The organism is Pseudomonas sp. Tun-23181 (assembly GCF_057415455.1).
The window spans coordinates 3,330,746-3,357,475 of record NZ_CM171630.1 but is presented as its reverse complement, the minus strand read 5'-3'; the positions used below and the strand labels follow the sequence as shown (position 1 = coordinate 3,357,475).

General features: G+C 66.3%; 25 protein-coding genes. 10 read left to right on the top strand and 15 right to left on the bottom strand.

Annotated features, from left to right (window positions below):
• Positions 1 to 120: 120 nt before the first annotated feature.
• Together ACDI39_RS15970 and ACDI39_RS15965 are read right to left on the bottom strand one after the other, a co-directional pair.
• A complete protein-coding gene (locus tag ACDI39_RS15970; RefSeq protein ID WP_225786643.1) occupies positions 121 to 504 on the bottom strand; it encodes a PaaI family thioesterase in 384 nt (127 codons plus the stop codon).
• Positions 504 to 2,822 carry a Tex family protein gene (locus ACDI39_RS15965; protein ID WP_225786642.1) on the bottom strand — a complete coding sequence of 773 codons (2,319 nt, stop codon included), beginning with the start codon at positions 2,820 to 2,822 and terminating at the stop codon, positions 504 to 506. Before ACDI39_RS15965 ends, ACDI39_RS15970 begins: the two co-directional genes overlap by 1 nt.
• A 231-nt stretch (positions 2,823 to 3,053) precedes the next feature.
• Here ACDI39_RS15965 and ompR point away from each other — a divergent pair, with 231 nt between their 5' ends.
• A complete protein-coding gene (gene ompR / locus ACDI39_RS15960) occupies positions 3,054 to 3,794 on the top strand; it encodes an osmolarity response regulator transcription factor OmpR (protein ID WP_225786641.1) in 741 nt (246 codons plus the stop codon).
• A gap of 118 nt (positions 3,795 to 3,912) precedes the next feature.
• On the top strand, positions 3,913 to 5,226 hold the full coding sequence (locus tag ACDI39_RS15955) for an ATP-binding protein (RefSeq protein ID WP_225786640.1): 1,314 nt from the start codon (positions 3,913 to 3,915) through the stop codon (positions 5,224 to 5,226).
• A gap of 29 nt (positions 5,227 to 5,255) precedes the next feature.
• Here ACDI39_RS15955 and rimK read toward each other — a convergent pair whose 3' ends face one another.
• On the bottom strand, positions 5,256 to 6,161 hold the full coding sequence (gene rimK, locus ACDI39_RS15950) for a 30S ribosomal protein S6--L-glutamate ligase (RefSeq protein ID WP_225786639.1): 906 nt from the start codon (positions 6,159 to 6,161) through the stop codon (positions 5,256 to 5,258).
• On the bottom strand, positions 6,158 to 6,640 hold the full coding sequence (gene rimB, locus ACDI39_RS15945; protein WP_253080290.1) for a retropepsin-like aspartic endopeptidase RimB: 483 nt from the start codon (positions 6,638 to 6,640) through the stop codon (positions 6,158 to 6,160). The genes rimK and rimB overlap by 4 nt, the downstream gene beginning before the upstream one ends.
• A 109-nt stretch (positions 6,641 to 6,749) precedes the next feature.
• Between rimB and ACDI39_RS15940 the strand changes: the two genes are divergently transcribed.
• Positions 6,750 to 7,151, top strand: coding sequence for an RNA-binding S4 domain-containing protein (locus ACDI39_RS15940; RefSeq protein ID WP_225786637.1), 402 nt, complete (start codon positions 6,750 to 6,752; stop codon positions 7,149 to 7,151).
• Between the two features lie 44 nt (positions 7,152 to 7,195).
• Here ACDI39_RS15940 and ACDI39_RS15935 read toward each other — a convergent pair whose 3' ends face one another.
• Complete coding sequence (locus ACDI39_RS15935; RefSeq protein ID WP_253080289.1) at positions 7,196 to 7,996, bottom strand: phosphatase PAP2 family protein; 801 nt, start codon at positions 7,994 to 7,996, stop codon at positions 7,196 to 7,198.
• Between the two features lie 108 nt (positions 7,997 to 8,104).
• On the opposite strand from ACDI39_RS15935, the gene hslO reads away from it, so the two are divergent.
• The 3 genes from hslO to ACDI39_RS15920 all read left to right on the top strand — a co-directional run bounded on the left by hslO (position 8,105) and on the right by ACDI39_RS15920 (position 11,839).
• Positions 8,105 to 9,007: an Hsp33 family molecular chaperone HslO gene (gene hslO / locus ACDI39_RS15930; RefSeq protein ID WP_225786635.1), complete on the top strand. Its 903-nt coding sequence runs from the start codon at positions 8,105 to 8,107 to the stop codon at positions 9,005 to 9,007.
• A 179-nt stretch (positions 9,008 to 9,186) separates the two neighbouring features.
• Positions 9,187 to 10,728 (top strand): phosphoenolpyruvate carboxykinase, encoded by a 1,542-nt coding sequence (locus ACDI39_RS15925; protein WP_225786634.1) that lies wholly within the window; start codon positions 9,187 to 9,189, stop codon positions 10,726 to 10,728.
• Between the two features lie 676 nt (positions 10,729 to 11,404).
• Positions 11,405 to 11,839, top strand: a complete 435-nt coding sequence (locus tag ACDI39_RS15920; protein ID WP_253080287.1) for an acyl-CoA thioesterase — start codon at positions 11,405 to 11,407, stop codon at positions 11,837 to 11,839.
• 66 nt (positions 11,840 to 11,905) lie between these two features.
• On the opposite strand, the gene ACDI39_RS15915 is transcribed toward ACDI39_RS15920, so the two are convergent.
• Both ACDI39_RS15915 and fdhD read right to left on the bottom strand, forming a co-directional pair.
• A complete protein-coding gene (locus ACDI39_RS15915; protein ID WP_225786632.1) occupies positions 11,906 to 12,388 on the bottom strand; it encodes a glycine zipper domain-containing protein in 483 nt (160 codons plus the stop codon).
• A 212-nt stretch (positions 12,389 to 12,600) separates the two neighbouring features.
• Positions 12,601 to 13,431 (bottom strand): formate dehydrogenase accessory sulfurtransferase FdhD, encoded by an 831-nt coding sequence (gene fdhD / locus ACDI39_RS15910; RefSeq protein ID WP_253080286.1) that lies wholly within the window; start codon positions 13,429 to 13,431, stop codon positions 12,601 to 12,603.
• A 176-nt stretch (positions 13,432 to 13,607) separates the two neighbouring features.
• On the opposite strand from fdhD, the gene lysM reads away from it, so the two are divergent.
• Positions 13,608 to 14,048 (top strand): peptidoglycan-binding protein LysM, encoded by a 441-nt coding sequence (lysM, locus tag ACDI39_RS15905; protein WP_225786630.1) that lies wholly within the window; start codon positions 13,608 to 13,610, stop codon positions 14,046 to 14,048.
• A 232-nt stretch (positions 14,049 to 14,280) separates the two neighbouring features.
• On the opposite strand, the gene yrfG is transcribed toward lysM, so the two are convergent.
• A complete protein-coding gene (gene yrfG / locus ACDI39_RS15900; protein WP_253080285.1) occupies positions 14,281 to 14,943 on the bottom strand; it encodes a GMP/IMP nucleotidase in 663 nt (220 codons plus the stop codon).
• A gap of 64 nt (positions 14,944 to 15,007) precedes the next feature.
• On the opposite strand from yrfG, the gene nudE reads away from it, so the two are divergent.
• Positions 15,008 to 15,574, top strand: coding sequence for an ADP compounds hydrolase NudE (nudE, locus tag ACDI39_RS15895; RefSeq protein ID WP_225786628.1), 567 nt, complete (start codon positions 15,008 to 15,010; stop codon positions 15,572 to 15,574).
• A complete protein-coding gene (cysQ, locus tag ACDI39_RS15890) occupies positions 15,571 to 16,398 on the top strand; it encodes a 3'(2'),5'-bisphosphate nucleotidase CysQ (RefSeq protein ID WP_486536936.1) in 828 nt (275 codons plus the stop codon). Before nudE ends, cysQ begins: the two co-directional genes overlap by 4 nt.
• Here the strand turns inward: cysQ and ACDI39_RS15885 are convergent.
• The 7 genes from ACDI39_RS15885 to rfbB are packed head-to-tail and all read right to left on the bottom strand — an operon-like array spanning position 16,387 to position 23,448.
• Positions 16,387 to 16,842 (bottom strand): thioesterase domain-containing protein, encoded by a 456-nt coding sequence (locus ACDI39_RS15885; protein WP_486536935.1) that lies wholly within the window; start codon positions 16,840 to 16,842, stop codon positions 16,387 to 16,389. The genes cysQ and ACDI39_RS15885 overlap by 12 nt on opposite strands.
• A complete protein-coding gene (locus tag ACDI39_RS15880; protein ID WP_253080284.1) occupies positions 16,839 to 18,248 on the bottom strand; it encodes a sigma-54-dependent transcriptional regulator in 1,410 nt (469 codons plus the stop codon). Before ACDI39_RS15880 ends, ACDI39_RS15885 begins: the two co-directional genes overlap by 4 nt.
• Positions 18,245 to 20,059, bottom strand: coding sequence for a sensor histidine kinase (locus ACDI39_RS15875; RefSeq protein WP_225786624.1), 1,815 nt, complete (start codon positions 20,057 to 20,059; stop codon positions 18,245 to 18,247). The genes ACDI39_RS15880 and ACDI39_RS15875 overlap by 4 nt, the downstream gene beginning before the upstream one ends.
• A 35-nt stretch (positions 20,060 to 20,094) precedes the next feature.
• On the bottom strand, positions 20,095 to 20,955 hold the full coding sequence (rfbD, locus tag ACDI39_RS15870) for a dTDP-4-dehydrorhamnose reductase (protein WP_225786623.1): 861 nt from the start codon (positions 20,953 to 20,955) through the stop codon (positions 20,095 to 20,097).
• A complete protein-coding gene (gene rfbC, locus ACDI39_RS15865) occupies positions 20,952 to 21,497 on the bottom strand; it encodes a dTDP-4-dehydrorhamnose 3,5-epimerase (RefSeq protein WP_253090681.1) in 546 nt (181 codons plus the stop codon). The genes rfbD and rfbC overlap by 4 nt, the downstream gene beginning before the upstream one ends.
• Entirely contained in the window at positions 21,494 to 22,369 is an 876-nt protein-coding gene (rfbA, locus tag ACDI39_RS15860) for a glucose-1-phosphate thymidylyltransferase RfbA (protein ID WP_253090682.1), read from the bottom strand. Before rfbA ends, rfbC begins: the two co-directional genes overlap by 4 nt.
• Positions 22,366 to 23,448, bottom strand: a complete 1,083-nt coding sequence (gene rfbB / locus ACDI39_RS15855) for a dTDP-glucose 4,6-dehydratase (protein WP_253080281.1) — start codon at positions 23,446 to 23,448, stop codon at positions 22,366 to 22,368. Before rfbB ends, rfbA begins: the two co-directional genes overlap by 4 nt.
• 190 nt (positions 23,449 to 23,638) lie before the next feature.
• On the opposite strand from rfbB, the gene ACDI39_RS15850 reads away from it, so the two are divergent.
• Positions 23,639 to 26,539, top strand: a complete 2,901-nt coding sequence (locus tag ACDI39_RS15850; RefSeq protein WP_486536934.1) for an aminotransferase — start codon at positions 23,639 to 23,641, stop codon at positions 26,537 to 26,539.
• The last annotated feature ends 191 nt before the right edge of the window (positions 26,540 to 26,730 follow it).

Below are 26,730 nucleotides of genomic sequence, written 5' to 3'. Positions count from 1 at the left end.
TGGGGGTAGCATTGACGGTCTACAAGGGTAGGGACAAAGGAACTGGCGTTGTCGCCTGGTTTACGCGGATCCGGCAGTGCCAGCGCACTGCCGAAAATACCGCAGATGCCCCGTCGGGAGCTAGAGAACCGCGAAGGTTCCTTGGGCCTTGGCGACGAGTTTGTCGCCCTGGCGTACGTCGGCGTCGACCACCAGGGTGCGGCGCCCGGCATGCAGCACGCGGGCGACGCACAGTACCTCGCCGTCGCTGACGGCGCGCAGGTAGTTGATCTTGCATTCGATCGTCACGCTCTGCTGGTCGAAGCCATGGCTGGCCGAGCAGGCCAGGCCCATGGCGATGTCCACCAGGCTGAAGATCGCCCCGCCATGCAGCTTGTGGGCGCGGTTGCGCAGCTGTGGCGTGAGCGCCAGGGCGACCTCGGCGACGCCTTCGTCCAGGCGTTGCAGGCGGCAGCCCAGGAGCTGGCTGAAGGCGCTTTCGACGTATTCGGCAGGAACGTCCATCACTTCTTCTTCAACTGCTTGGCGTTGGCGAACAGGGCGGCCATGGCATTGTTGACCGGCGCCGCGGTTTCACGCTGGCGGGGTGCCTGCTGTTGGCGGCTGCCCGCATTGCCGCGTCCACCGCCACGGTTGCCTTCGACCTTCTCGCCCGGGGTGTCGCTCATGCGCATGGACAGGCCGATGCGCTTGCGCGGGATGTCCACTTCCATGACCTTGACCTTGACCACGTCGCCGGCCTTGACCGCTTCGCGCGGGTCCTTGACGAACTTTTCCGACAGTGCCGAGATGTGCACCAGGCCGTCCTGGTGCACGCCGATGTCGACGAAGGCTCCGAAGTTGGTGACGTTGGTCACCACGCCTTCGAGGATCATGCCCGGCTCCAGGTCCTTGAGGTCCTCGACACCGTCCTGGAAGGCGGCGGTCTTGAACTCGGGGCGCGGGTCGCGGCCGGGCTTGTCCAGTTCCTGGAGGATGTCGGTCACGGTCGGCAGGCCGAAGGTCTCGTCGGTGAAGGTCTTCGGGTCGAGGCGCTTGAGGAAGCTGCTGTCGCCGATCAGCGAACGGATGTCGCGGCCGGTGTCGGCGGCGATGCGCTGTACCAGCGGGTAGGCCTCCGGGTGCACCGCCGAGGCGTCGAGCGGGTTGTCGCCATTCATCACGCGCAGGAAGCCTGCGGCCTGCTCGAAGGTCTTCTCGCCGAGGCGGCTGACCTTTTTCAGCGCCGCGCGGGTGGCGAACGGGCCATTGGCGTCGCGGTGGGCGACGATGTTCTGGGCCAGGGTGGCGTTGAGGCCGGAGATGCGCGTCAGCAACGCCACCGAGGCGGTGTTGACGTCCACGCCGACGGCGTTTACGCAGTCCTCGACCACCGCATCCAGGCCACGGGCCAGTTTCACTTGGGAAACGTCGTGCTGGTACTGGCCGACGCCGATGGATTTCGGGTCGATCTTCACCAGTTCGGCCAGCGGGTCCTGCAGGCGTCGGGCGATCGACACGGCGCCGCGCAGGGACACGTCCAGCCCAGGGAATTCGCGGGCGGCCAGTTCCGAGGCCGAGTACACCGAGGCGCCGGCCTCGGAGACCATGATCTTGGTCAGCTTCATGGCCGGGTACTTCTTGATCAGCTCGCCGGCCAGCTTGTCGGTCTCGCGGCTGGCGGTGCCGTTGCCGATGGCGATCAGTTCCACCGAGTGCTTGGCGCACAGGGCGGCGAGCACGGCAAGGGTGCGGTCCCAGTCGTTCTTCGGAGCGTGCGGGTAGACGGTGGCGGTTTCCAGCAGCTTGCCGGTGCCGTCGACCACGGCCACCTTGCAGCCGGTACGCAGGCCCGGATCCAGGCCCAGGGTGGCACGCGGGCCGGCCGGCGCGGCCAGCAGCAGGTCGTGCAGGTTGTGGGCGAAGACGTTGATCGCCTCGCCTTCGGCGTTGTCGCGCAGCTCGCCGAACAGGTCGGTTTCCAAGTGGGTGTAGAGCTTGACCTTCCAGGTCCAGCGCACCACCTCGGCCAGCCATTTGTCGGCAGGGCGGTTGCGGTTGGCCAGGCCGAAGTGCTCGGCGATCATCACCTCGCACGGGTGCAGGGTGCCCGGCAGTTCCTCGCCGACCTTCAGCGACGCGCTCAGCACGCCCTCGTTGCGGCCACGGAAGATCGCCAGGGCACGGTGCGAAGGCACGCTACGCAGCAGTTCGTCATGGGCGAAGTAGTCGCGGAACTTGGCGCCTTCCTCTTCCTTGCCGGCCACCACGCGGGCGCTGAGCACCGCCTCCTGCTTGAGGAAACCGCGCAGCTTGTCGAGCAGCGCGGCGTCTTCGGCGAAGCGCTCCATGAGGATGTACTTGGCGCCTTCCAGGGCGGCCTTGATGTCGGCCACGCCTTTTTCGGCATCGACGAAACGCGCCGCTTCGGTTTCCGGGGTCAGCTGCGGGTCGCCGAACAGCCCGTCGGCCAGGTCGCCGAGGCCCGCCTCCAGGGCGATCTGGCCCTTGGTGCGGCGCTTTTGCTTGTAGGGCAGGTAGAGGTCTTCGAGGCGGGTCTTGGTGTCGGCCAGCTTGATCTCGCGGGCCAGCTCCGGGGTCAGCTTGCCCTGTTCCTCGATGCTGGCAAGGATGCTCGCACGGCGCTCGTCCAGCTCGCGCAGGTAGCGCAGGCGCTCTTCGAGGTGACGCAGTTGGGTATCGTCCAGGCTGCCGGTCACTTCCTTACGGTAACGGGCGATGAAGGGCACCGTCGAGCCTTCGTCCAACAGGGCCACGGCCGCCTCGACCTGCTGTGGGCGAACGCCCAGTTCCTCGGCGATACGGCTGTTGATGCTGTCCATGAGAACCACCTGACAAATTGTGAATGCTGGAGGCCGCAAGGGGGCATTCGGGCCCGGCGGCGCTGGGTGAAAGCGGCGCATTATACCCATCGTGCCGGGCTTGCGGTGATAGCGCCGGGCCAGCGCAGGCCCGGCGGGAACTGGCGCCAGGGGAAAAATCTGCTAACAATGCACACGGCACGCGTTGCAATGGCTACGCCATAATGCGCGGCGACATCAAAGGAGTTATTCATGACCAGCACCGCAAACACCGCTGAAGGCGACAAGATTCTCATCGTCGACGACGATCCGGGGCTGAGCAGCCTGCTGGAGCGTTTCTTCACCAGCAAGGGCTATCGCGCCCGTGCGGTGCCCAATACCGAACAGATGGACCGCCTGCTGGCCCGCGAGGTCTTCAACCTGGTGGTGCTCGACCTCATGCTGCCGGGCGAGGATGGCCTGGCGGCGTGCAAGCGCCTGCGTGCGGCGAACAACCAGATCCCGATCATCATGCTCACCGCCAAGGGCGACGAGCTCAGCCGCATCAAGGGCCTGGAGCTGGGCGCCGACGACTACCTGGGCAAGCCGTTCAACCCCGACGAGCTGATGGCGCGGGTCAAGGCCGTATTGCGCCGCCAGGCGCCCAGCGTACCGGGTGCGCCCGGCAGCGAGGACGAGACCGTCACCTTCGGCGACTACGAGCTCTCGCTGGCCACCCGCGAGCTCAAGCGCGGCAACGAGGTGCACATGCTGACCACCGGTGAGTTCGCCGTGCTCAAGGCCCTGGTGATGCATGCCCGCGAGCCGCTGACCCGCGACAAACTGATGAACCTGGCCCGGGGCCGCGAATGGGATGCCCTGGAGCGTTCCATCGACGTGCAGATCTCGCGCCTGCGCCGCATGATCGAGCCCGACCCGTCCAAGCCGCGCTACATCCAGACCGTCTGGGGCGTGGGCTATGTCTTCGTGCCGGACGGAAACGCCGGAAAATGAGCCTGCTGGCATGCCTCGACGCGGCAGGGCGATCCGGACGGGTCGCCCTGTTTTCGTCTGTGGCGTGCCGGCAACCCCCGCGAGCCCTGCTCGTGCCGCATTGCAGTAGTTGTCCTCGATGAAAACGCCCCTGTGGTTCCCGCAAAGCTTCTTCGCCCGCACCCTGTGGCTGGTGCTGATCGTCGTCCTGTTCTCCAAGGCGCTGACGCTGGTGTACCTGCTGATGAACGAGGACGTGCTGGTCGACCGCCAGTACAGCCATGGCGTGGCCCTCACGCTACGTGCCTACTGGGCGGCCGACGAGGAGAACCGCGACAAGATCGCCGAGGCCGCGGGCCTGATCCGGGTGACCGGTGCCGGTGTGCCCGAGGGTGAACAGCACTGGCCCTACAGCGAGATCTACCAGCGTCAGATGCAGGCCGAGCTGGGCGAAGACACCGAGGTGCGGCTGCGTATCCATGCACCGCCAGCCCTGTGGGTCAATGCGCCGAGCCTGGGGCCGGGCTGGCTGAAGGTGCCGCTGTACCCGCACCCCTTGCGTGGGCAGAAGATCTGGAACGTGCTGGGCTGGTTCCTGGCCATCGGCCTGTTGTCCACGGCGTCGGCCTGGATCTTCGTGCGCCAGCTCAACCAGCCGCTCAAGCGCCTGGTGTTCGCCGCGCGCCAGCTGGGCCAGGGGCGCAGCGTGCGCTTGCCGATCAGCGATACGCCGAGCGAAATGACCGAGGTGTACCGCGCCTTCAACCAGATGGCCGAGGACGTCGAGCAGGCCGGGCGCGAGCGCGAGCTGATGTTGGCGGGGGTGTCCCATGACCTGCGCACGCCGCTGACCCGCCTGCGCCTGTCACTGTCGCTGATGGCCAACGACAGCGAGCTGACCGACGACATGGTGCGTGACATCGAGGACATGGACGCCATCCTCGACCAGTTCCTCGCGTTCATCCGCGACGGGCGCGACGAGCCGCTGGAGGAAGTCGACCTGGACGAGCTGGTGCGCGAGGTGGTGGCGCCGTATAACCAGCCGGAGGAGCGCGTGCGCCTGTGCCTGGAGCCGATCCCGCCGTTTCCGCTGCGCCGGGTCTCGCTCAAGCGCATGCTCGGCAACCTGATCGGCAATGCCCTGCATCACGGTGGCAAGGGCGTCGAGGTGGCCGCCTATGTGTCTGGCGACCAGAGTGCGCCCTACGTGGTGCTCAGCGTGCTGGACCGGGGCACCGGTATCGATGAATCGGAGCTGGAGACCATCTTCAACCCCTTCATCCGTGGCGACCGGGCCCGGGGAGGCAAGGGCACCGGGCTGGGGCTGGCGATCGTCAAGCGTATCGCTGCCCAGCATGGCGGCAATGTCGAGCTGCGCAACCGCTCCGGTGGCGGGGTCGAGGCCCGGGTACGCCTGCCGCTGGGGTTGATGCTGCCGCGTAACGCGGTCTGATTCGCGGGGCTCCCTTCGCGGCGTTGGTTTCAGCCCTTGCCCTTGGTCCGCGTCTGGTTCGGCCCGCCGTTCTTTTCCAGGTGCGCGATGATCATGCCGGCCACGTCCTTGCCGGTGGTCACCTCGATCCCCTCCAGCCCTGGCGATGAGTTCACTTCCATCACCAGCGGCCCGTGGTTGGAGCGCAGGATGTCCACGCCGGCCACGCTCAGCCCCATGACCTTGGCTGCGCGGATGGCGGTCATGCGCTCTTCCGGGGTGATCTTGATCAGGCTGGCGACGCCGCCCCGGTGCAGGTTGGAGCGGAACTCGCCAGGCTTGGCCTGACGCTTCATCGAGGCGATGACCTTGTCACCGACCACGAAGCAGCGGATATCGGCCCCGCCGGCCTCGCGGATGTATTCCTGGACCATGATGTTCTGCTTCAGGCCCATGAATGCCTCGATCACCGACTCGGCGGCCTTGGTGGTCTCGCACAGGACCACGCCGATACCCTGGGTGCCTTCGAGCACCTTGATCACCAGCGGGGCGCCGTTGACCATCTGGATCAGGTCGGGAATGTCGTCCGGCGAGTGGGCGAAGCCCGTGACCGGCAGGCCGATGCCGCGCCGTGACAACAGTTGCAGGGAACGCAGCTTGTCGCGCGAACGGGCGATGGCCACCGACTCGTTGAGCGGGTAGACGCCCATCATCTCGAACTGGCGCAGCACGGCGCAGCCATAGAAGGTGACCGAGGCGCCGATGCGCGGGATCACCGCGTCGAAGCCCTCCAGCGGCTTGCCGCGGTAATGGATCTGCGGCTTGTGGCTGGCGATGTTCATGTACGCACGCAGGGTATCGATCACCACCATCTCATGGCCGCGCTGGGTACCGGCTTCGACCAGACGACGGGTGGAATACAGACGCGGGTTGCGCGACAGCACAGCGATCTTCATGCAGCACCTGTGACAGGGGAAAGGGTGGTCGCAAAGGCCGGTTTGTCCTGAACGTACTTGAGGCCGGGGTTGACGACCAGTTGGCCATGGATCAGCGCCTTGGAGCCGAGCAGCAGGCGATAGCGCATGTTCTTGCGGCAGGCCAGGGTGAACTCCACTTCCCAGACCCGGTCGCCCAGGGCCAGAGGGGTACGGATCACATAGCGGACCTGGGCCTGGCCGTTGGAGCTCTTGATGGTCTTGCGGGTGACCAGTGGCGCCTCGCAGCGGCGGTGACGCAACTGCACCACCGAGCCCAGGTGGGCGGTGAAGCGCACCCAGGGTTGGCCATCGCGCTCGAAGGGTTCCACATCGGTGGCGTGCAGGCTGGAGGTGCTGGCACCGGTGTCGATCTTGGCGCGCAGGCCCGCGACGCCGAGGTAGGGCAGGGCGACCCACTCGCGCAGGCCGATCACAGTCAGATGGTCAAATGTCTTCACGAAGCACACCCTGCGAATGAGGTGGTGAACTGTAAGCACGCCGGCGACTTTTTGCATCCGCAAGTTACGGTAGTACAGTTCGGTGACAGACAGCATTCGAGGTATCGGGATGGCACACAAGTCGGAAGAAGACGACAAGGTTCGCCTGGACAAATGGTTGTGGGCGGCGCGTTTCTACAAGACCCGGGCCCTGGCCAAGGCAGCCATCGAGAGTGGCAAGGTGCATTGCCGGGGCGAGCGCTGCAAGCCGGGCAAGGAGCCGCGGGTGGGCGACGAGTTCGTCCTGCGTACCGGGTTCGACGAGCGCACCGTGGTGGTCAAGGCGCTGTCGGTGGTGCGCCGGGGCGCGCCGCAGGCGCAGGCCTTGTACGAGGAGACCGAGGAAAGCGTTCGGCGTCGCGAACAGGCGGCGCAGATGCGCAAGGCCGGGGCGCTGGGCGTGACCACCGACGGGCGCCCGACCAAGAAGCAGCGGCGGCAGATCCACCAACTGCAGGGCAGTTACGACTGAGCCGACAGGGCTGCCTTGCAGCCCCAAAGGGCAGCCAAGCGCGATCAGCCCGCGCGTACCACGCTCAGCCGCCTCACCCACGGCAACCGGGCCAACAGCGCGAACAGCGGTGCCGTCCAGCGCAGCAGCGCCGCGCTGGCCTTGGCCGCCAGTGGCGTATGGCAGCTCCAGCCTAGCGCCAGGACCGCCATCAGCAGCCCGCCGATATAGTCGTCCTGCCCCCAATGGGCACCGGCCACCAGGCGCGGCAGCATGAACAGCACGGCCAGGCTCCAGGTCAGCAGGTGCTGCACCAGGCGACGGCTGAACAGGCTCATGAACAGCGCCCAGACCAGCAACACCGAGGCATGGTCGCCCGGGAAGCTCTTGCTGGAGCGGTCCTTCAGTTCCCAGCTGGCCTCGAGGTCGGGGTAGAAGTCGCTCAGGTGGATGGCATCGCCGAATACCATCGACGGGCTGTCATGTTGCCAGCCGGAGGCATCCACCCACTTGGAAAACAGCGCGCGAATCACCACTAAGAGGATTAGCGTGACCAGGAAGCCGAAAAAGGCCTCGCGTACCTGGCAGGCCTTGAACACCCAGTCGCCACGGATCAGCAGCGCCAGCAGGATCAGGCCGACGACGATATCGAAGGGGCGCAGGCTGCCGAGGGTCCAGATGTAGCGCCAGATGGCGTTGTCGGCCAACGGCGCGTTGAGGCTGTGGAACAGCCACTCGTCGAAAGTCAGGCACAGGATCTGGCCAAAGGGCCATAACCAGAAACACAGTAGAGCGATGGGCAGCAGGGTACAGGCTGCCAAGGGGCCCCAGGACCACCTTGCTTGGAACAGTGGTCGATTGTCCATAAGATACCTCTATTGCCAGCGGGATATGGAGCGCCTCGTGAGCGCTCTGCAACGGGACTTTCAAGTCCGTTTACACATTTTGTCATCATTTTCAGATAGCCAGAACCTATGCACGATTTGCCGGATACCGATTTCACCCAACGTTTCATCTTCGACGACCGCGATGTGCGCGGTGAGTGGGTGGCGCTCGAACGCAGCTATGCCGAGGTGCTGGCCCGTCATCCGTACCCGCAGCCCGTGGCGCTGCTGCTCGGCGAACTGATGGCCGCCGCCGCGCTGCTGGTCGGTGCGCTGAAGTTCGATGGCCTGCTGGTATTGCAGGCGCGCTCGGAAGGCCCGGTGCCGCTGCTGATGGTCGAATGCTCCAGCGACCGCGAGATCCGTGGCATGGCCCGGTACGACAGTGCGCGCATCGATGCCGACGCCGGGCTCGAGCAACTGATGCCCGAGGGCGCCCTGACCCTGACCATCGATCCGCTGCAAGGCCAGCGCTACCAGGGCATCGTCGACCTGCACGGGGCCAGCCTGTCGGAGTGTTTCACCAACTACTTCGTCCGTTCCCAGCAGCTCAACACGCGCTTCTGGCTGCATGCCGACGGCCAGCGCGCCCGGGGCCTGCTGCTGCAGCAACTGCCGGTGGACCGTGAGCGCGACGAAGAAGACCGCGAGGCCAGTTGGCAGCATGTGACCACCCTGGCGGGCACCCTCAGCGCCGAGGAAGCCCTGACCCTGGACAACGAGACCCTGTTGCACCGCCTCTACCATGAGGATGCCGTGCGCCTGTTCGACATCCAGCCGCTGCACTTTCGCTGCAGCTGCTCGCGCGAGCGTTCCGGCAATGCCCTGGTGAGCCTGGGCGAGCACGATGCACGGCAACTGGTCGAGGAATGTGGCGGCCAGGTCGAGATCGATTGCCAGTTCTGCAACCAGCGCTACTTCTTCGATGCCAGCGATGTCGCGCAATTGTTTGCCGGGGGCGGCACGGACGCACCGTCAGAAACTCGGCACTAAAACGATTCACTACAGGAAATTCTCCTGTCTAACTGCGAAAAAGCGCAGTTCTGACAGGAGGGGCCTACTTTTTTTGGGCTTTTCTGGCATAATCCGGCCACTTTTTTCGCTGTAGTAGTTTGCAACAGACCACTACAAAACGTTTGGAGCACTCGGCCTCGGGCCGGATGGGGTACCTCATGACGCAAGCCAACAACACCGTGTACACCGACCTGAGCGTCGATGAGCTGGTAAAAGAAGCGCTGTCCCGCGGTGAAGGCGAACTGGCCGATACCGGCGCGTTGGTCGTGAAAACCGGTCATCGCACCGGCCGTTCGCCAGCTGACCGTTTCATCGTCGACGAGCCCAGCACCTCCGGTGCCATCGCCTGGGGCCCGATCAACCGCAAGTTCCCTGCCGACAAGTTCGATGCCCTGTGGGCGCGCGTCGAGGCGTTCAACAACGCCCAGGAGCACTTCGTCTCCCACGTTCACGTAGGCGCTGCCGCCGAGCACTACCTGCCGGTCAAGATGGTCACCCAGACCGCCTGGCAGAACCTGTTCGGCCGTTGCCTGTTCATCAACCCGGCCCAGTACAACCCGGCCGGCCGCGAAGAGTGGCAGGTCCTCAACGTTGCCAACTTCGAGTGCGTCCCCGAGCGCGACGGCACCAACTCCGATGGCTGCGTCATCATCAACTTCGCCCAGAAGAAGGTGCTGATCGCCGGTATGCGTTACGCCGGTGAAATGAAGAAAGCCATGTTCTCGGTGCAGAACTTCCTGCTGCCGGCCGCCGACGTGCTGCCGATGCACTGCGCCGCCAACATCGGCGAAGCCGGCGACGTGACCCTGTTCTTCGGCTTGTCCGGCACCGGCAAGACCACCCTGTCGGCCGACGAGAGCCGTTACCTGATCGGTGACGACGAGCACGGCTGGGGCGAGGGCGTCGTGTTCAACATCGAAGGCGGCTGCTACGCCAAGTGCATCGACCTGTCCGAGAAGAACGAGCCGGTCATCTGGAAAGCCATCAAGCACGGTGCGGTGCTGGAAAACGTCGTCCTCGACGATGCCAAGCACGCTGACTACGCCGACGGCAGCCTGACCCAGAACAGCCGCGCGGCCTACCCGCTGGAGCACGTCGAGAAGCGTTCCGAGAAGAACCTGGGCGGCGAGCCGAACGCGGTCATCTTCCTGACCTGCGACCTGACTGGCGTTCTGCCTCCGGTGTCGATCCTCAACAACGAGCAGGCGGCCTACCACTTCCTGTCCGGCTACACCGCGCTGGTCGGCTCCACCGAAATGGGTTCGGGCGGCGGCATCAAGTCGACCTTCTCCACCTGCTTCGGCGCGCCGTTCTTCCCACGTCCGGCCGGCGAATACGCCGAACTGCTGATCAAGCGCATCAAGGGCTTCGGCTCCAAGGTCTACCTGGTCAACACCGGCTGGACCGGCGGTGGCTACGGCGTCGGCAAGCGCTTCAGCATCCCGACCACCCGTGCCGTGATCGCTGCGATCCAGAGCGGCGCCCTGGTCGGTGCCGAGACCGAGCACCTGGACATCATCAACCTGGACGTGCCGAAGGCCGTTCCGGGCGTCGAGACCGTCCTGCTCAACCCGCGCAACACCTGGGCCGACCCGGCTGCCTACGACGAGGCTGCCAAGAGCCTGGCCAAGCTGTTCATCGAGAACTTCAAGAAGTTCGAGGTTTCCGAGGCCATCCAGGCCGCCGGTCCACAGCTCTAAGCCAAGACCCACGGGGGGCCGCTTTCGCGGCCCATCGCGACACAAGGCCGCTCCCACGTTGATCTCAAGATCAGTCGTGAACCTGGAGCGGCCTTGTGGTGTTTGGGGTTACGGTTATTGCTTTATGCTTCATGGCCACTTCTGCCTAGCATGCATCATACGGATGATTTCGATACGGTCCTGAAGGGCTCGATAGACCATCACGTCATTTGGCCGAACGACAATTTCCCGTGTGCCGTCGTATCTACTCAGCTTGTAGAGCGATGGGATATGGGCGCCCGCCTCGCTTTTTCCCTGAAAGCTTCATCCAGCGCAATGGCAGCGTCGGGATTGTCTGCCGCGATGTGCTCCATTATGCGGTAGCGGTCCTTGCACGCCATACCAGGCGTGTCACTGCCGCCTGGCTCTGAGGGCTGCGCGACGTGCAGTAAACAGTCGCTCTACTTCCTCGTCATCCCTCAGTAGTGACGGGTCGTTGAGGCTGGCCTCCATGTGTTCAGCAAACCACATTGCCGCCGCGTTGGGCTGTCAGGACGTGTCCTGTTCATTGATACTGACCTGTATGGCCCAGCCGCCTGGTTGCCGAGTTTCTGTGGGAAGCGTCCCTTCCATGGAGCAAAATTGATCTATGTGATTTTCAGAAAATTTATCTCCGTGCCACTGGCCAGGACAAATCATGACCGAATCTCCCCAACACGCCGACTTCGCCCACTTCCACCCCATCCTCACCCGTGCGCAAGACAATGATCTCAACGGCCACCTCGCCGGCGCCACGGTGCACGGCTGCTTCGAAACCGCCATCCAGGCGTTTCTCATCGAGCAGGCCGAGCTGGACCTGCGGGATGGCGAGCTGGCGGCGTTCGTGGTCAGTTCGGCGGCGGATTTCTATGCGCTGCCGGGCTTCCCGGATGTACTGGAGGTGGGCTTGGGGGTGACGCGCCTGGCGGGTAGCACGGTGGAGTATCGCCTGGCGCTGTTTCGCCCGGGCGAGCCGCAGGCCTGTGCGGCGGGCACGGTGGTGCAGGTGTTCGTCGAGCGTGCCAGCGGCCGGCCGGTAGCGCTGCCCGAGGCCTTGCAGGCCACCCTGGCGGGGCTGCAGCTCAAGCGTTGAGGCCGATACGAAAAGGCCCTGCCGGTCAGGGCAGGGCCTTTAGGCAAGGCGCAGGCCTTGCGTATCTCAATGGCGCCAGTGGCGCTTGTTCTTGTGCTTGCGATGGCCGTAGTGATGGCCGCGGTCCCAGTGACGACGGCCGTCGTAGTCACGACGATAACGGCGGTCGTGACGCTCGTCGGCGTCGGCCTTGTTGCCCATGTAGTTACCCAGGGCACCGCCGGCGCCACCGCCAGCTGCGGCGCCGATCAGGCTGCCGGTATTGCCGCCGACCTGGCGGCCGATCACGTTGCCGCCCGCAGCGCCCAGCGCGCCACCGATGGCCGCTTCGCCGCGTTGGCGCTTGTCGGCCCCCACCGCACTACCGGCGGCACCGCCCAGGCCCGCGCCGATGGCCGAACCCGTGCTGCCACCGATGGACTGGCCGACCACGGAGCCGAGTACCCCACCCAGTGCGCCGCCAATGCCAGCCTCGGTGTTGCCGCCTGCCATGGCAACGCCGCTGAGCAGGCCGAAGGACAACAACAGAATCGAGGAGTACTTCTTCATCAAGAGAGCCTCATAGGGATGACGAGGCGAATTTGAGGCTCTCCGATGCGCCTGGCAACGAAAATCCGACGAGTTGCACGAGTTGTACACAATTTTCTAACTAATTGATTTTAATATGAAACTTTCTTGTTTTTCGGTTGTCTTAAGTTACTTGAGACAAAGCCCTGGCCCTTGCGGACAGGGCTTTTTTCGTTGTGCCTGCCAGGCAGTCGTCACGCGTGCGCCGCCGGGCTGAACACCCGTGGTGCGCTGTGCTTGGGTACGTGGATGAGGTTGAGGTTGTGCTGGCGGGCCCATTGCAAGGCCAGGCCGGTGGGGGCTGAAAGGCTGACCAGGGTCTGGATGCCGGCGCGCAGGACTTTCTGGATCAGCTCCAGGCTGCAGCGGCTGGTGACGACGGCCAGGCCGCCCCGGGTATCGATGCCCTGGCGCAGCAGGGCGCCGATCAGCTTGTCCAGGGCGTTGTGCCGGCCGATGTCTTCGCGGCCGAGCAGCAATTCGCCGTGGCGGTCCATGAACAGCGCTGCATGCACGGCGCCGCAGTGCTGGCCCAAGGGCTGGAAGGCGTCGATGCGCTCGCGCAGCCCGGCCAACCATTGGGCAGGTGGCAGTGGCGCGCCAGGCAGTTCGGCAAGCTCAGGCAGCGCCTGCTCCAGGGCCTCGACCCCGCACAGGCCGCAGCCGCTGGTGCCGGCCAACTGGCGGCGCTGGTTCTTCAGGTTCCAGAAGGCCCGGCTGGAGATCTCCAGGTCGGCGTACAGCGCCGAGCCACTGCCGGAGAGCTTCACGTCGTAGATTTCCTCGGTGCCAGCAACGATGCCGCTGCCGACGCTGAAGCCAACGGCGAAGTCTTCCAGGTCGGTGGGGCTGACCAGCATCACTGCCTGGTTCAGGCCGTTGTAGGCGATGGCCAGGGCGACTTCCTCGGCGAGCGGGGTGCTGTCGCGCGCCTCGTCGGTGAGCTGTCGGTAGTCGTAGGTATTGCTGGCGGCAGGCAGCGACAGCGATGTGGACGCCGCACAGACCGGAGGTTTGCTGTTCATCGGGGCGGGTTACCGGCGGCTTTGTTTACCCGCCCAAGCCTAAGCCGGTGGGCGGGTGGCGTCCAGTCGCTAGGGTCTATGTGGTGATAAAGCGCGTCGATGGGGCGCCGGGCAGCGGGGTGGACGATCCTGGCCTAGACTCCTGCTTCCGAGTATTCATCATCAAGGAGAGCGACATGAGCCTGTTCAGTTTCGTGAAGGAAGCCGGAGAGAAGTTGATCGACCTGCTGACCCCCGGCAACGCCAATGCCGAGGAGCAGCTCAAGAAGCACGTCGAGAGCGTTGGCTTGGGCAACCCGAATATCTCTGCCACGGTGGAGGGCGACAAGGTCATCCTCAAGGGCGAGGTCGCCAGCCAGGAGGAAAAGGAGAAGCTCATCCTCGCCGCCGGCAATATCGATGGCGTGGCCACGGTCGAAGACCAGATCACCGTCACCGGGCCGGTGGCTCAGGCGGCGCGTTTCGTCACGGTGAAGAAGGGGGATACCCTCAGTGCCATCGCCAAGGCCGAGTACGGCGATGCCAACCAGTACAACAAGATCTTCGAGGCCAACAAGCCGATGCTCAAGCATCCGGACAAGATCTATCCGGGGCAGGTGTTGCGCATTCCTGAGTGATACGGCGTTGGGGGCCGTGCCGGCCTGTTCGCGGCGGTTCGGTGCCCCGACGAGCCTGCTTCCATAGACTTTGAATCAAGTGGCATTGGGGCTGCGTTGCAGCCCATCGCCGGCAAGCCAGCTCCCACAGGGGCCATGGGGCGTTCACAAGTCTGTGTCATGTCAAGAACAGTGGGAGCCGGCTTGCCGGCGATGGGGCACGCAGCGGCTCCAGAAAGCCTTGGGGCAGTTTTCAAAGGCCTACCAGCAACGCCCGATAATCCTCGACCGCCGCGAACTCCTGGGTATCCCTCGGCTCGCCGCGACTGTCCGGCTGGCGCACCGCCAGCAGATGCCCGACCCCGAACCGCCGCGCACTGCGCAGGATCGCCAGGGTGTCGTCGATGAACAGGCTGCGCCCCGGCTCGAAGCCGATGTCCGCCCGCAGCGCATCCCAGAACTGGGCGTTCTCCTTGGGGTAGCCGTAGTCATGCGAGCTGATCAGCCGCTCGAAGTACGGTGCCAGTTCCACCCGCTCCAGCTTCAGCGACAGCGAGTCGCGATGGGCATTGGTGATCAGCACCACGCGCTTGCCGGCCCGGCGCAGGGCGGCGAGGAAGGTGTCGGCGTCCGGGCGCAGGGCGATCAGGTCGGCGATCTCCTGCTTGAGCTCACGGATCGGCAAGCGCAGCTCGCGGCTCCAGAAATCCAGGCAGTACCAGTTCAGGGTGCCGGCGTTGCGCTCGAACAGCGGCTGCAGCTCCATTTCCGCCATGGCCCGGCTCACGCCATGCAGCTCGGCGTAGCGCTGGGGCAGGTGTTCCAGCCAGAAGCGGTTGTCGTAATGCAGGTCGAGCAGGGTGCCATCCATGTCCAGCAGGACGGTATCGATGGCGGACCAGGGAAGAACGGGCATGGGAAATTCTCGATCAGTCGGCAAGCCACGGTATAGTAACCCGTTCACGCCAAGGAGCCGCCCCATGCGCCAGAAACCCACCGTCCTCAGCCGCGAGATCGTCGCCAGCAGTCGCCTGTTCCGGGTCGAAGCCGTACAGTTGCGCTTCGCCAACGGCACCGAGCGGACCTACGAGCGCCTGGTCGGGCGCGGCAATGGCTACGGTGCGGTGATGGTGGTGGCCATGCTCGACGCCGAGCATGCAGTGTTGGTGGAGGAATACTGCGGCGGCACCGACGAATACGAGTTGTCCCTGCCCAAGGGCCTGATCGAGCCGGGCGAGGACGTGCTGGCAGCGGCCAACCGCGAACTCAAGGAAGAAGCCGGCTTCGGTGCGCGCCAGTTGGAGCACCTGACCGAACTCTCCCTGTCGCCTGGCTACATGAGCCAGAAGATCCAGGTGGTGCTGGCCACCGACCTCTACGAGGAGCGCCTGGAAGGCGACGAGCCCGAGCCGATGCGGGTCGACAAGGTCAGCCTGCGTGAACTGTCGGCCCTGGCCATGCACCCGCAGTTCTCCGAAGGCCGTGCCCTGGCGGCGCTGTACCTGGCTCGTGACCTGCTGGCCCAGCGGGGGCTGCTCGAGGTATGAACGACCAACAGCTGATGCACGAGGTGGCCAGGCTGGCAGGCCTGGCCGGCAAGGCCATCTTGCCGTTCTGGCGTGCTGGCGTCGCGGTGACCACCAAGGCCGACGACTCGCCGGTGACCGCCGCCGACCTGGCCGCCCACCGGGTCATCGTCGAGGGCTTGCAAGCCCTGGCGCCGCAGATCCCGGTGCTGTCCGAGGAGGACTGCGACATCCCCCTGGCCGAGCGCCAGGCCTGGCAGCGCTGGTGGCTGGTGGACCCGCTGGACGGCACCAAGGAGTTCATCGCCGGCAGCGAGGAATTCACCGTCAACATCGCCTTGATCGAGGCCGGCGAGGTGGTGTTCGGCGTGGTCGCCATGCCGACCAACGGGCGCTGTTATTTCGGCGGTCGCCGCTTGGGTGCCTGGCGCGCCGAAGCGGGGGCGCAGGCCGAGCCGATCCAGGTGCGCAGCGCCCCACCTGCCGGGGCGCGCTTCACCGTGGTCGCCAGCCGGCGCCACTCCAGCCCGCAGCAGGAAGCCCTGCTGGCCGGCCTGGGCAGCGCCGTGGGTGAACTGGCGCTGGCCAATATCGGCAGTTCGCTGAAGTTCTGCCTGTTGGCCGAAGGCGCCGCCGATTGCTACCCGCGCCTGGCGCCGACCTCCCAGTGGGACACCGCCGCTGCCCAGGGCGTGCTCGAAGGTGCCGGCGGCGAGGTGATCGGCCTGGATGGCCAACCGTTCCTCTACCCGCCGCGCGAATCGCTGCTCAACCCATTCTTCCTGGCCTTGCCCGGCGCCGCCGACTGGCGCCAGGCACTGCTGCAACTCGCCTCAGCGATGTAGCACGTACTGCCCGCTGAAGGTCACGGCGGGCGCGTCGCTGCCGGCATTGCTGACCACGGTGTCCAAGGTCAGGCGTGCCCGGCCGCGGCGCTGGTACAGCGCCACGAAGCGTTCCCAGGTCTTGTCGTCCGGCGCCTCGCAGCGCGCCACGGCGGTGCCTGTGACCGGTAGCGGGTAGTTGATCCGCCCCTCCTGGATGACGATATGACCATCGTCGATGCCCAGTTCGCGCAGGCGCAGGTGCAGCCAGCCCCAGCCCACCAGCACCGCGGCGCAGTACAGGCTGCCGCCGAACATGGTGCTCTTGTGGTTGACGTTGGCGGCCAGGGGTAGTTGCAAGCGCAGGCATTGCTGTTGCCAGTCGATGACCTCCAGGCCCATCTGCCGGGTCAGGGGAATGTCGCTGTGCAGTACGGATTGCAGATACTGGCTGTCGGTGGTCATGGGCGGTTGTCCTCCTGGTCGTCGTGCCCGCTGCTGCTGCCTTCGAAACTCAGGCCGTGCTTGCGCAGCTTGTCGTGCAGGGTCTTGCGCGGGATGCCGAGGGCCTCGGCGAGGCTGCGCATGGAGCTGTGTGGCTGGGCCAGCTCGGCGGCGATCAACGAACGCTCGAACTGCTCGACCTGTTCGCTGAGGTTGCCGCCGGGCACCGGCGCCGGTGCACTGGGGCTGGCCGGCGCCTGGCCGTCGAGGGCCAGCTCCAGGCCCAGGGCGAAGCGCTCGGCAGCGTTCTGCAGCTCGCGCACGTTACCCGGCCAGTCATGGCGCAGGAGCATGACCCGCTGGGCCGGTTGCAGGCTATTGGGCGAAAGGCCATGGCGCTGGCTGGCCGCGTCGGCGAAGTGCTGGAACAGCACCAGGATGTCGTCGCCGCGCTCGCGCAGCGGCGGGATGCGCAGCGGCGCCACGTTCAGGCGGTAGTACAGGTCGGCGCGGAAGCGCCCCTGGTCGGCGGCCTGGCGCAGGTCTTCCTTGGTCGCGGCGATGACGCGGATGTCCAGAGGGATCTGCTGGTTGCCGCCCAGGCGTTCCACCACCCGCTCTTGCAGCAGGCGCAACAGCTTGACCTGCACGTCCAGGCTCATGCTCTCGATCTCGTCGAGGAACAGGGTGCCGCCATTGGCGAACTCGAACTTGCCGATGCGCCGTTTCTGCGCACCGGTGAAGGCCCCCGGCTCATGGCCGAACAGCTCGCTCTCGACCACCGACTCGGCCAGGGCACCGGCGTTGATCGCCACGAACGGGCCGTCGCGGCGGCTGGACAGGTCGTGCAGGGCGCGCGCCACCACCTCCTTGCCGGCGCCGGTCTCGCCGAGGATCAGCACATCGGCGCGGGTGCCGGCCAGGGCGCCGATCTGTTCGCGCAGGCGTTGCATGGCCGGCGACTGGCCGACCAGACGCGCGGCCAGTTGCTGACGGTCGCTCAGGGCCAGGCGCAGGCTGCGGTTGTCCAGCACCAGGCGGCGCAGGGCCAGGGCACGGCGCACGCTGTCGAGCAGGGCATCGCTGGCGAAGGGTTTTTCCAGGAAATCGTAGGCCCCGGCGCGCATGGCCTGCACCGCCAGGGGCACGTCGCCGTGGCCGGTGATCAGCAGCACCGGCAGCTCGTTGTCGCGGCCCTGTACTTGCTCCAGCAGTTGCAGGCCGTCGATGCCCGGCATGCGGATATCGCTGACCACCACGCCAGGCCAGTCGGCCTCGATGCGCTCGGCCAGGCCATGGGCGTCGGGCAGGGAGACGACCTTGAGCCCGGCCAGGTCCAGGGTCTGGCTCAGGGCCTGGCGCAGGTGCGGGTCGTCGTCCACCAGGATGACCTGGGCGCGGCTGTCGATCAGTGTCTCGGGGCTCATGCCGAGGGGTCCTCCGAAGGTTGCAGGTTGGCGCCGGGCTTGGCCACGCGCAGTTGCAGGGTCAGCAGGGCACCCCCTTCGGGGTGGTTGCCCAGCAGCAGCTCACCGCCGAGGGCGTGCATCAGGCTTTCGCAGATGGCCAGGCCCAGCCCCAGGCCCTGGGTCCGGGTCTTGGTGGTGAAGAACGGCTCCTTGGCATGTTCCAGGGCCTGGCGGCTGAAGCCAGGGCCATTGTCGCGGATGTACAGGTAGACGTAGCCGTCGCGCTTTTCGGCACTGAGCCACAGCTTGCGCGGGTTGGCCTTCTCGGTCAGCGCGTCGAGGGCGTTGGCCAGCAGGTTGCCGAGTACCTGGCGCAGGCGCGTCTCGCCTGCCTGGACCCACAGCGTGGCATCCGGCAGGTCGCGGACCAGCTCCACGGCCATGGCACGGCGGCGCTTGGCCAGCAGCGCCAGGGCGTCGTCCAGCGCCGGCTGCAGGGCCACGCTCTCCGGGGCATGCTGGTCGCGGCGGGCGAAAGCGCGCAGGTGGGCGATGATCGAAGCCATGCGCCCGGTCAGTTCGCCGATCAGCTTGAGGTTGCCGCGGGCGTCCTCGGTGCGCTCGTGGTCGAGGAGGATCTCGGCGTTCTCGGCGTAGCTGCGGATCGCCGCCAGCGGTTGATTGAGCTCATGGCTGATGCTCGCCGACATGGTGCCGAGCACCGACAGCTTGCCGGCCTGGACCAGCTCGTCCTGGGCGCGCACCAGCTCCTGCTGGGCCTGCTCGCGTTCCAGCACTTCCGTTTTCAGGCGGGCGTTCAGCCCTTCGAGGTCGGCGGTGCGCTCCATCACGCGCTTTTCCAGCTCCTGGCGCCCGCGCGCCTCGAAGCCGATGCGGTCGATGTAGTGGCGCCGCCGCTGCATCACCAGGCCGGCCAGCAGCATCAGTACCAGCAGGGTGCCAGCGCCGATGGCCATGACCGTCTGCACCGAGCGATCCACCAGCATGCGGGGGGCGAGGATACTGACCTTCCAGCCGGTCTCCTGGATGTCGCGGCTCTGCACCAGCCAGGCCGAGGGGTTGAGGTTGAGCGGCTGCGGGGCCTGGGTCGGGTAGGGCTGGATGGCGATCATCGCCTCGCGCTCGGCCTCGGTCAGCTCGCGGGTGGCCCGGAAACGCCAGTCGGGGCGAGAGGTCAGCACGACCACGCCGTTCTGGTCGGTGAGCAGCAATTGTTCGGGGGTACGCCCCCACAAGGTCTCGGTGTGGTCCAGGTCGACCTTGACCACCAGCACGCCGACCACCCGCTCGCGCTCGTGCACGGCCGCGGCGAAGAAATACCCCCGCTTGCCCGAGGTGGTGCCTTGGCCGAAGAAACGCCCCAGGCGCCCCTCCATGGCTTCGATGAAGTAGGGACGGAAGGCGAAGTTGCGACCGACGAAGCTGTCGTGCTTGTCCCAGTTGGAGGCGGCCAGGGTATTGCCGCTGATATCCATCAGGTACATCACCTCGGCGCCGGTCTGCTCGACGATGCTCTTGAGCAGGCGGTTGGCGTTGGTCACCGCCTCGGTCTTGAACGGGTCGGCCAGCACCCCGCGCAGGGCCGGCAGGTCGCCGAGAATCTGCGGCAGGGTCTCGTAGCGGTGCAGGGTGCCGAGCAGGTTGGCGACGTAGAGGTCGAGGGTCTGGCGGTTCTGCGAGGCCAGTTCGTCCTGGTAGTAGCGTTCGGCAAGATGGTGCAGTGGCCAGAGCAGCGGGGCCAGGCACAGGGCCAGCAGGGCAAGGCTGCGCCAGCGTGGGCGGCGGGGAGGCGTGGAAATCGAAGTCATGGTGATGCGCCAGAAGGATCTGGCGCAATTATGCGCTACTTGAGGCAGTCGATCAGCGCCTGGCGCCAGTGCGGCTGGCTGACCTGCCATTCACGGGCCAGGCGCGAGCAGTCCAGGCGCGAATTGCGTGGGCGGCGTGCCGGGGTCGGGTATTCGCTGGAAGGGATCGGCAGCAGCTCGGCGCAGGGTAGCCCCTGGGCGCGCAGGTGTTCGCCGATGGCCTGGGCGAAGCCGAACCAGGAGGTCTCGCCCTGGGCGGTCAGGTGGTAGGTGCCCCAGGCGCCGGGCTGGCCGGCCTGCCAGCGCTCGATGAGGGCGCGGGTGCTGGCGGCGATGGTGGCGGTCCAGGTCGGTGCGCCGATCTGGTCGTCCACCACGCGCAATTGCGGCCGCTCCTGCAGCAGGCGCTGCATGGTCAGCAGGAAGTTGCGCCCGTGCAGCGAGTAGACCCAACTGGTGCGCAGGATCAGGTGCTCGCCCACGACCGCGGCGATGGCCTGCTCACCGGCCAGCTTGCTGCACCCATAGACACTCAATGGATGGGGCGTGTCCTGTTCGGTGTAGGGGCTGGGCTTGCTGCCATCGAAGACGTAGTCGGTGGAGTAGTGGATCAACGGCACGCCCAGGCGCGCGGCTTCCTCGGCCAGTACCCGTGGGCCTTCGGCGTTGATGGCGAAAGCCCGTTGCGCGTCCTGTTCGGCCTGGTCCACTGCCGTATAGGCCGCGGCGTTGACGATCAGGTCGGGGGCGAGCTGGCGTAGCGGTTCGCGCAGCGCCTCGGGGTGGGCCAGATCGAGTTGCTCGCGGCCGAGCAGGTGCAGTTCGCCCAAGCCCGCCAGTGCGCCTTGCAGCGCCTGGGCGAGCTGGCCGTTGCGGCCGCACACGAGGATCTTCATGGAAACAGCTGCGCCTCGGCCAGCGATACGCCGGCCTGGTCCTTGGCCGACAGCTGCGGCGGGCCTGGCACGGCCCAGTCGATGGCCAGGTCCGGGTCGTCCCAGCGGATGCAACGCTCGGCGGCGGGGTTGTAGTAGTCGGTGGTCTTGTACAGGAACTCGGCCGATTCGCTCAGGACCACGAAGCCATGGGCGAACCCCGGCGGGATCCACAGTTGGCGATGGTTGTCGGCCGACAGGCGCACCGCCACCCAGCGGCCAAAGGTCGGCGAGCTGCGGCGGATGTCCACTGCCACGTCCAGCACCTCGCCCTGGACCACGCGGACCAGCTTGCCCTGGGGGTTCTGCACCTGGTAGTGCAGGCCGCGCAGTACGCCGTGCTGGGAGCGGGAGTGATTGTCCTGGACGAAGTCGACGGTGACGCCGGTCTGCGCCGCGAATGCACGGGCATTGAAGCTTTCGAAGAAGAACCCCCGGCTGTCGCCGAACACCTTGGGCTCGATGATCAGCACGTCGGGGATCTGCGTGGCGATGACGTTCATGGGTACTCTTCCGCCAGCTTGCCCAGGTACTGGCCATAGCCGGTCTTCTTCAGTTCATGGGCCTTGGCCAGCAGTTGCTCGCGGCTGATCCAGCCCTTCTGGAAGGCGATTTCCTCGAGGCAGGCCACCTTCAGGCCCTGGCGATGCTCGATGGTCTGCACGTACTGCGAGGCCTCCAGCAGGCTGTCGTGGGTACCGGTGTCGAGCCAGGCGAAGCCACGACCGAACCGCTCCACGCGCAGGTCGCCACGCTTGAGGTAGGCGTTGGTGACATCGGTGATCTCCAGTTCGCCTCGGGCTGACGGGCGGATGCCCTTGGCGATCTCGATCACATCGTTGTCGTAGAAGTACAGGCCGGTCACGGCATAGCTGGAGCGGGGCGCGATGGGTTTTTCCTCGATGGACAGGGCGCGGCCCTGGTCGTCGAACTCGACCACGCCGAAACGCTCCGGGTCCTTGACCCAGTAGCCGAACACCGTGGCGCCGGAAGGTTGGTTCACCGCGCGCAGCAACTGCTCGCTGAAGCCCTGGCCGTGGAAGATGTTGTCGCCGAGGATCAGGCACACCGGGTCGTTGCCGATGAACTGCTCGCCGATCAGGAAGGACTGGGCCAGGCCGTCGGGCGAGGGCTGCTCGGCGTAGCTCAGGGCGATGCCGAACTGGCTGCCGTCGCCGAACAGCTGGCGGTACTGCGGCAGGTCCTGGGGCGTGGAGATCAGCAGGATGTCGCGGATGCCCGCGAGCATCAGCACCGAGATCGGGTAGTAGATCATCGGTTTGTCGTAGATCGGCAGCAGCTGCTTGGAGACGCCGAGGGTGATGGGGTGCAGGCGGGTGCCGGAGCCGCCTGCCAGGACGATGCCCTTGGTCATGCGATCAGGTCCTTGAAGTCGGTATTGCCCAGGCGCTCGCCCTGGTAGCTGCCATCTTGGACGTGCTGGCACCATTGGCGGTTGTCCAGGTACCACTGCACGGTCTTGCGCAGGCCGCTGTCGAAGGTTTCTTGCGGCACCCAGCCCAGCTCCCGCTCGATCTTGCCGGCGTCGATGGCGTAGCGCAGGTCATGGCCGGGGCGGTCCTGGACGAAGGTGATCAGGTCGGCGTAGTGGGTGACGCCGGCTGGGCGCTGGGGCGCCAGCTCTTCGAGCAGGGCGCAGATGGCGCGTACCACGTCGATGTTCTTCTGCTCGTTGTGGCCGCCGATGTTGTAGGTCTCGCCGACCTGTCCTTCGCTCACGACCTTGAGCAGGGCGCGGGCATGGTCCTCGACGAACAACCAGTCACGCACCTGCTGGCCATCGCCATACACCGGCAACGGCTTACCGGCCAGGGCATTGAGGATCATCAGCGGGATTAGCTTCTCGGGGAAGTGGAACGGGCCGTAGTTGTTCGAGCAGTTGCTGATCAGCACCGGCAGGCCGTAGGTGCGATGCCAGGCACGGACCAGGTGGTCGGAGGCTGCCTTGCTGGCCGAGTAGGGCGAGCTGGGCGCGTAGGGCGTGGACTCGGTGAAGAGGTCGTCGGCGCCATGCAGGTCGCCATAGACCTCGTCGGTGGAAATGTGGTGGAAGCGCAGCGCGCTGCGCTGTTCGGCCGGCAGCCGGCTCCACCAGGCGCGCGTGACCTCCAGCAGGGCATAGGTGCCGACGATGTTGGTCTGGATGAACGCCGCCGGGCCGTCGATGGAGCGATCCACGTGGGACTCGGCCGCCAGGTGCATGATCGCCTGGGGTTCGAAGCGCGCCAGCAAGGCGCTGACGGTGGCCTGGTCGGCGATGTCGGCCTGGACGAACTCGTAGCGGGTATTCGTGGCGATGCTGCGCAGGGACTCGAGGTTGCCGGCGTAGGTGAGCTTGTCGAGGTTCAGCACCTCATGCTCGGTGTGGTCGATCAAGTGGCGGATCAGGGCCGAGCCGATGAAGCCGGCGCCACCCGTGACGAGAATGCGCATCTCAAACTGCCTCTGGAAAAGCGGGTTCAGGTCCCCTGGAAACACTAGCTTGGCGGCTCGGGGGCCGGGTTACAAGCGATGCCGTCGAGCCTTTGCCGGCCTTGACCGATCGACATAGTCATCGCCTGCCTCTTGTATATCGGCAGCAGCGGTGGCGATATAAGCGACAAAAAAACGAGGTACCTTTTCCATGCCCCTCAGCACCCTGATCCAGCGTTCCAGCCAGCCCAGCCCCTCGCTCGGCGAAGCCCAGGCCCACGCCCTGCTGCGGGCGCACTACGACCTGGAAGGGGCCTTGCACCCCCTGGGCAGCCAGCAGGACCTGAACCTGTGCCTGGACAGCGCCGAGGGCCGCTTCGTGCTCAAGGCCTGCCACGGCAGCTATGCCGAGGTGGAGCTGCAGGCCCAGCATGCAGCGCTGGCCTACCTGCGCGCGCAGGGGCTGCCGGTGCCGGCGGTACGCCAGGCCCGCGACGGCCAGGACCTGCTGACGCTGGACATCGACGGCCAGCCGCTGCGGGTGCGCCTGCTCGACTACCTCGACGGCCAGCCACTGACCCGCCTCAAGCACATGGCGCCGTGCCTGATGGCCGAGCTGGGCGGCTTGTGCGCTCGAGTCGACAAGGCCTTGGCAGGCTTCGATCACCCAGGCCTGGAGCGCACCCTGCAGTGGGATCCACGCCATGCACAGGCGCTGATCGGGCACCTGCTGCCAGCCTTGCAGGACGACAGGCGGCGTGCGCAAGTCGAGCAGGTCACCCGTCTTGCCGTCGAGCGCCTGCAGCCCCTGGCAGGGGCGCTGCCGAGCCAGGCCGTGCACCTGGACATCACCGACGACAACACCGTCTGGGCCCGCGACGCCGAACGCCAATGGCAGTTGCAGGGCGTGATCGACTTCGGCGACCTGTTGCGCACCTGGCGCATCGCTGACCTGTCCGTCACCTGTGCGGCCCTGCTGCACCACGCCGAAGGCGATCCGCTGCGCATCCTGCCGGCGGTCAGTGCCTACCAGGCCATCAACCCCTTGCAGGAAGCCGAGCTGCGTGCGCTGTGGCCGCTGGTGCTGATGCGTGCCGCAGTCCTGGTGCTCAGCAGCGAAGAGCAATTGCGTGTGGAGCCCGGCAACCAGTACATCCGCGACAACATCCCCCACGAATGGGAGATCTTCGATACCGCCTGCAGCCTGCCCTTCGCCTTGATGGAGGCGGCGATCCTGCAGGCTGGCGGGCACGCCCTGGCACCACTGGCACTGGATGGGTGCGTGCCGTTGCTGCCGGCCCTGGCCGGGCAGGCCGTGGCACGGCTCGACCTGGGCGTGCTCAGCCCGCACTGCGAGGCGGGCAACTGGGAGCAACCCGGCTTCGACCAGCGCCTGCTGGCTGCGCAAGCCACCCCGGCCTGCACCCTGCACGGCCAGTACCGGCTGTCGCAGACCCATGTCGATCGCCCCCAGGAGCCGGCCACCTGCGTCCTGGGCGTGGAGCTGAACGTGCCGCCTGGCAGCGTGCTGCAGGCGCCAGCAGCGGGCACCTGGCAACGTGATGGCGATGGCCGGGGCTGCCTGCGCACCTCGCACTGGAGCCTGTGGCTGAAGGGGTTGGAAGAGGCGCCGGCGGATGGCCAGGCCCTGGCCAAAGGGCAAGTGCTGGGAACCACCTGCGGCTTCCTGGGCGTCCAACTGTGCCGCGACGACGGCCAGCAGCCCCCGTTCTTCGCCATGCCCTCGCAGGCCCAGGCGTGGCTGGCCCTGTGCCCGTCGCCACGGCCCCTGCTCGGCTTCGATTGCGACGCCGAACCGCTGGTCGACCCGCAAGCCCTGCTGGCCCGCCGCGAGGCCAGCTTCGCCCGTTCGCAGAAGCACTACTATGCGCAGCCACCGCATATCGAGCGGGGTTGGCGCAACTACCTGGTCGACATGCAGGGCCGCTCCTATCTGGACATGCTCAACAACGTCGCCGTGCTCGGCCATGGCCACCCGCGCATGGCGGCCGAGTCGGCCCGGCAGTGGTCGCGGGTCAACACCAACTCGCGCTTTCACTACGCGGCCATCGCCGAGTTTTCCGAGCGCCTGCTGGCGCTGGCGCCAGAGGGCTTCGACCGGGTGTTCCTGGTCAACAGCGGCACCGAAGCCAACGACCTGGCCATCCGCCTGGCCTGGGCCTACAGCGGCGGGCGCGACCTGCTCAGCGTGCTGGAGGCCTACCACGGCTGGTCGGTGGCCACCGATGCCATCTCCACGTCCATCGCCGATAACCCCCAGGCCCTGGAGACCCGGCCAGACTGGGTGCACCCGGTGGAAGCGCCCAATACCTTCCGGGGCCGTTACCGTGGCCCGGACAGCGCCGCCGGCTACCTGCGCGATGTCGAGGCCAAGCTCGCCGACCTCGACGCGCGCGGCCGGCAGTTGGCCGGCTTCATCTGCGAGCCGGTGTACGGCAATGCCGGCGGCATCGCGCTGCCCCAGGGCTACCTGCGCCAGGCCTATGCCAAGGTGCGCGCGCGTGGCGGGGTGTGCATCGCCGACGAGGTGCAGGTGGGCTACGGCCGCCTGGGCGAATACTTCTGGGGCTTCGAGGAGCAGGGTGTGGTGCCGGACATCATCACCATGGCCAAGGGCATGGGCAACGGGCAGCCGCTGGGGGCGGTGATCACCCGGCGGGAGATCGCCGAGGCGCTGGAGGCCGAGGGCTACTTCTTCTCCTCGGCCGGAGGCAGCCCGGTCAGTTGCCGCATCGGCCTGGCGGTGCTGGACGTGATGCGCGACGAGGGCCTGTGGGACAACGCCCGCGAGGTGGGGCGGTATTTCAAGGCGCGGTTGCAAGCGCTTGTCGATAAACATCCACTTGCCGGCGCCGCCCATGGCTCGGGCTTCTACCTGGGGCTGGAGCTGGTGCGCGATCGCCAGACCCTGGAACCGGCCAGCGAGGAAACCAAAGTGCTGTGCGACCGGCTGCGCGACCTGGGGATCTTCATGCAGCCGACCGGCGACTACCTGAACATCCTCAAGATCAAGCCGCCGATGTGCACCACGCGGGAGAGCGTGGATTACTTCGTCGACAGCGTCGACCGGGTGCTGGGGGAGGATCTCTAGCGGCGGTAGGGCGCAGACGTTCAACTGCTGCCGGGGGCCGCGAAGCGGCCCCCAAATACCACCTGAGACGTCTCAGCCAGATTTTTATCGTTCTAGGCGGCAGCCTTATGTCGGTCAAGTCTGTTTTTTGGCTTTTAAAGTCGATATTTATCGGTTATAAATTTCGCCACGTCACCAACAGGAACCCGCCA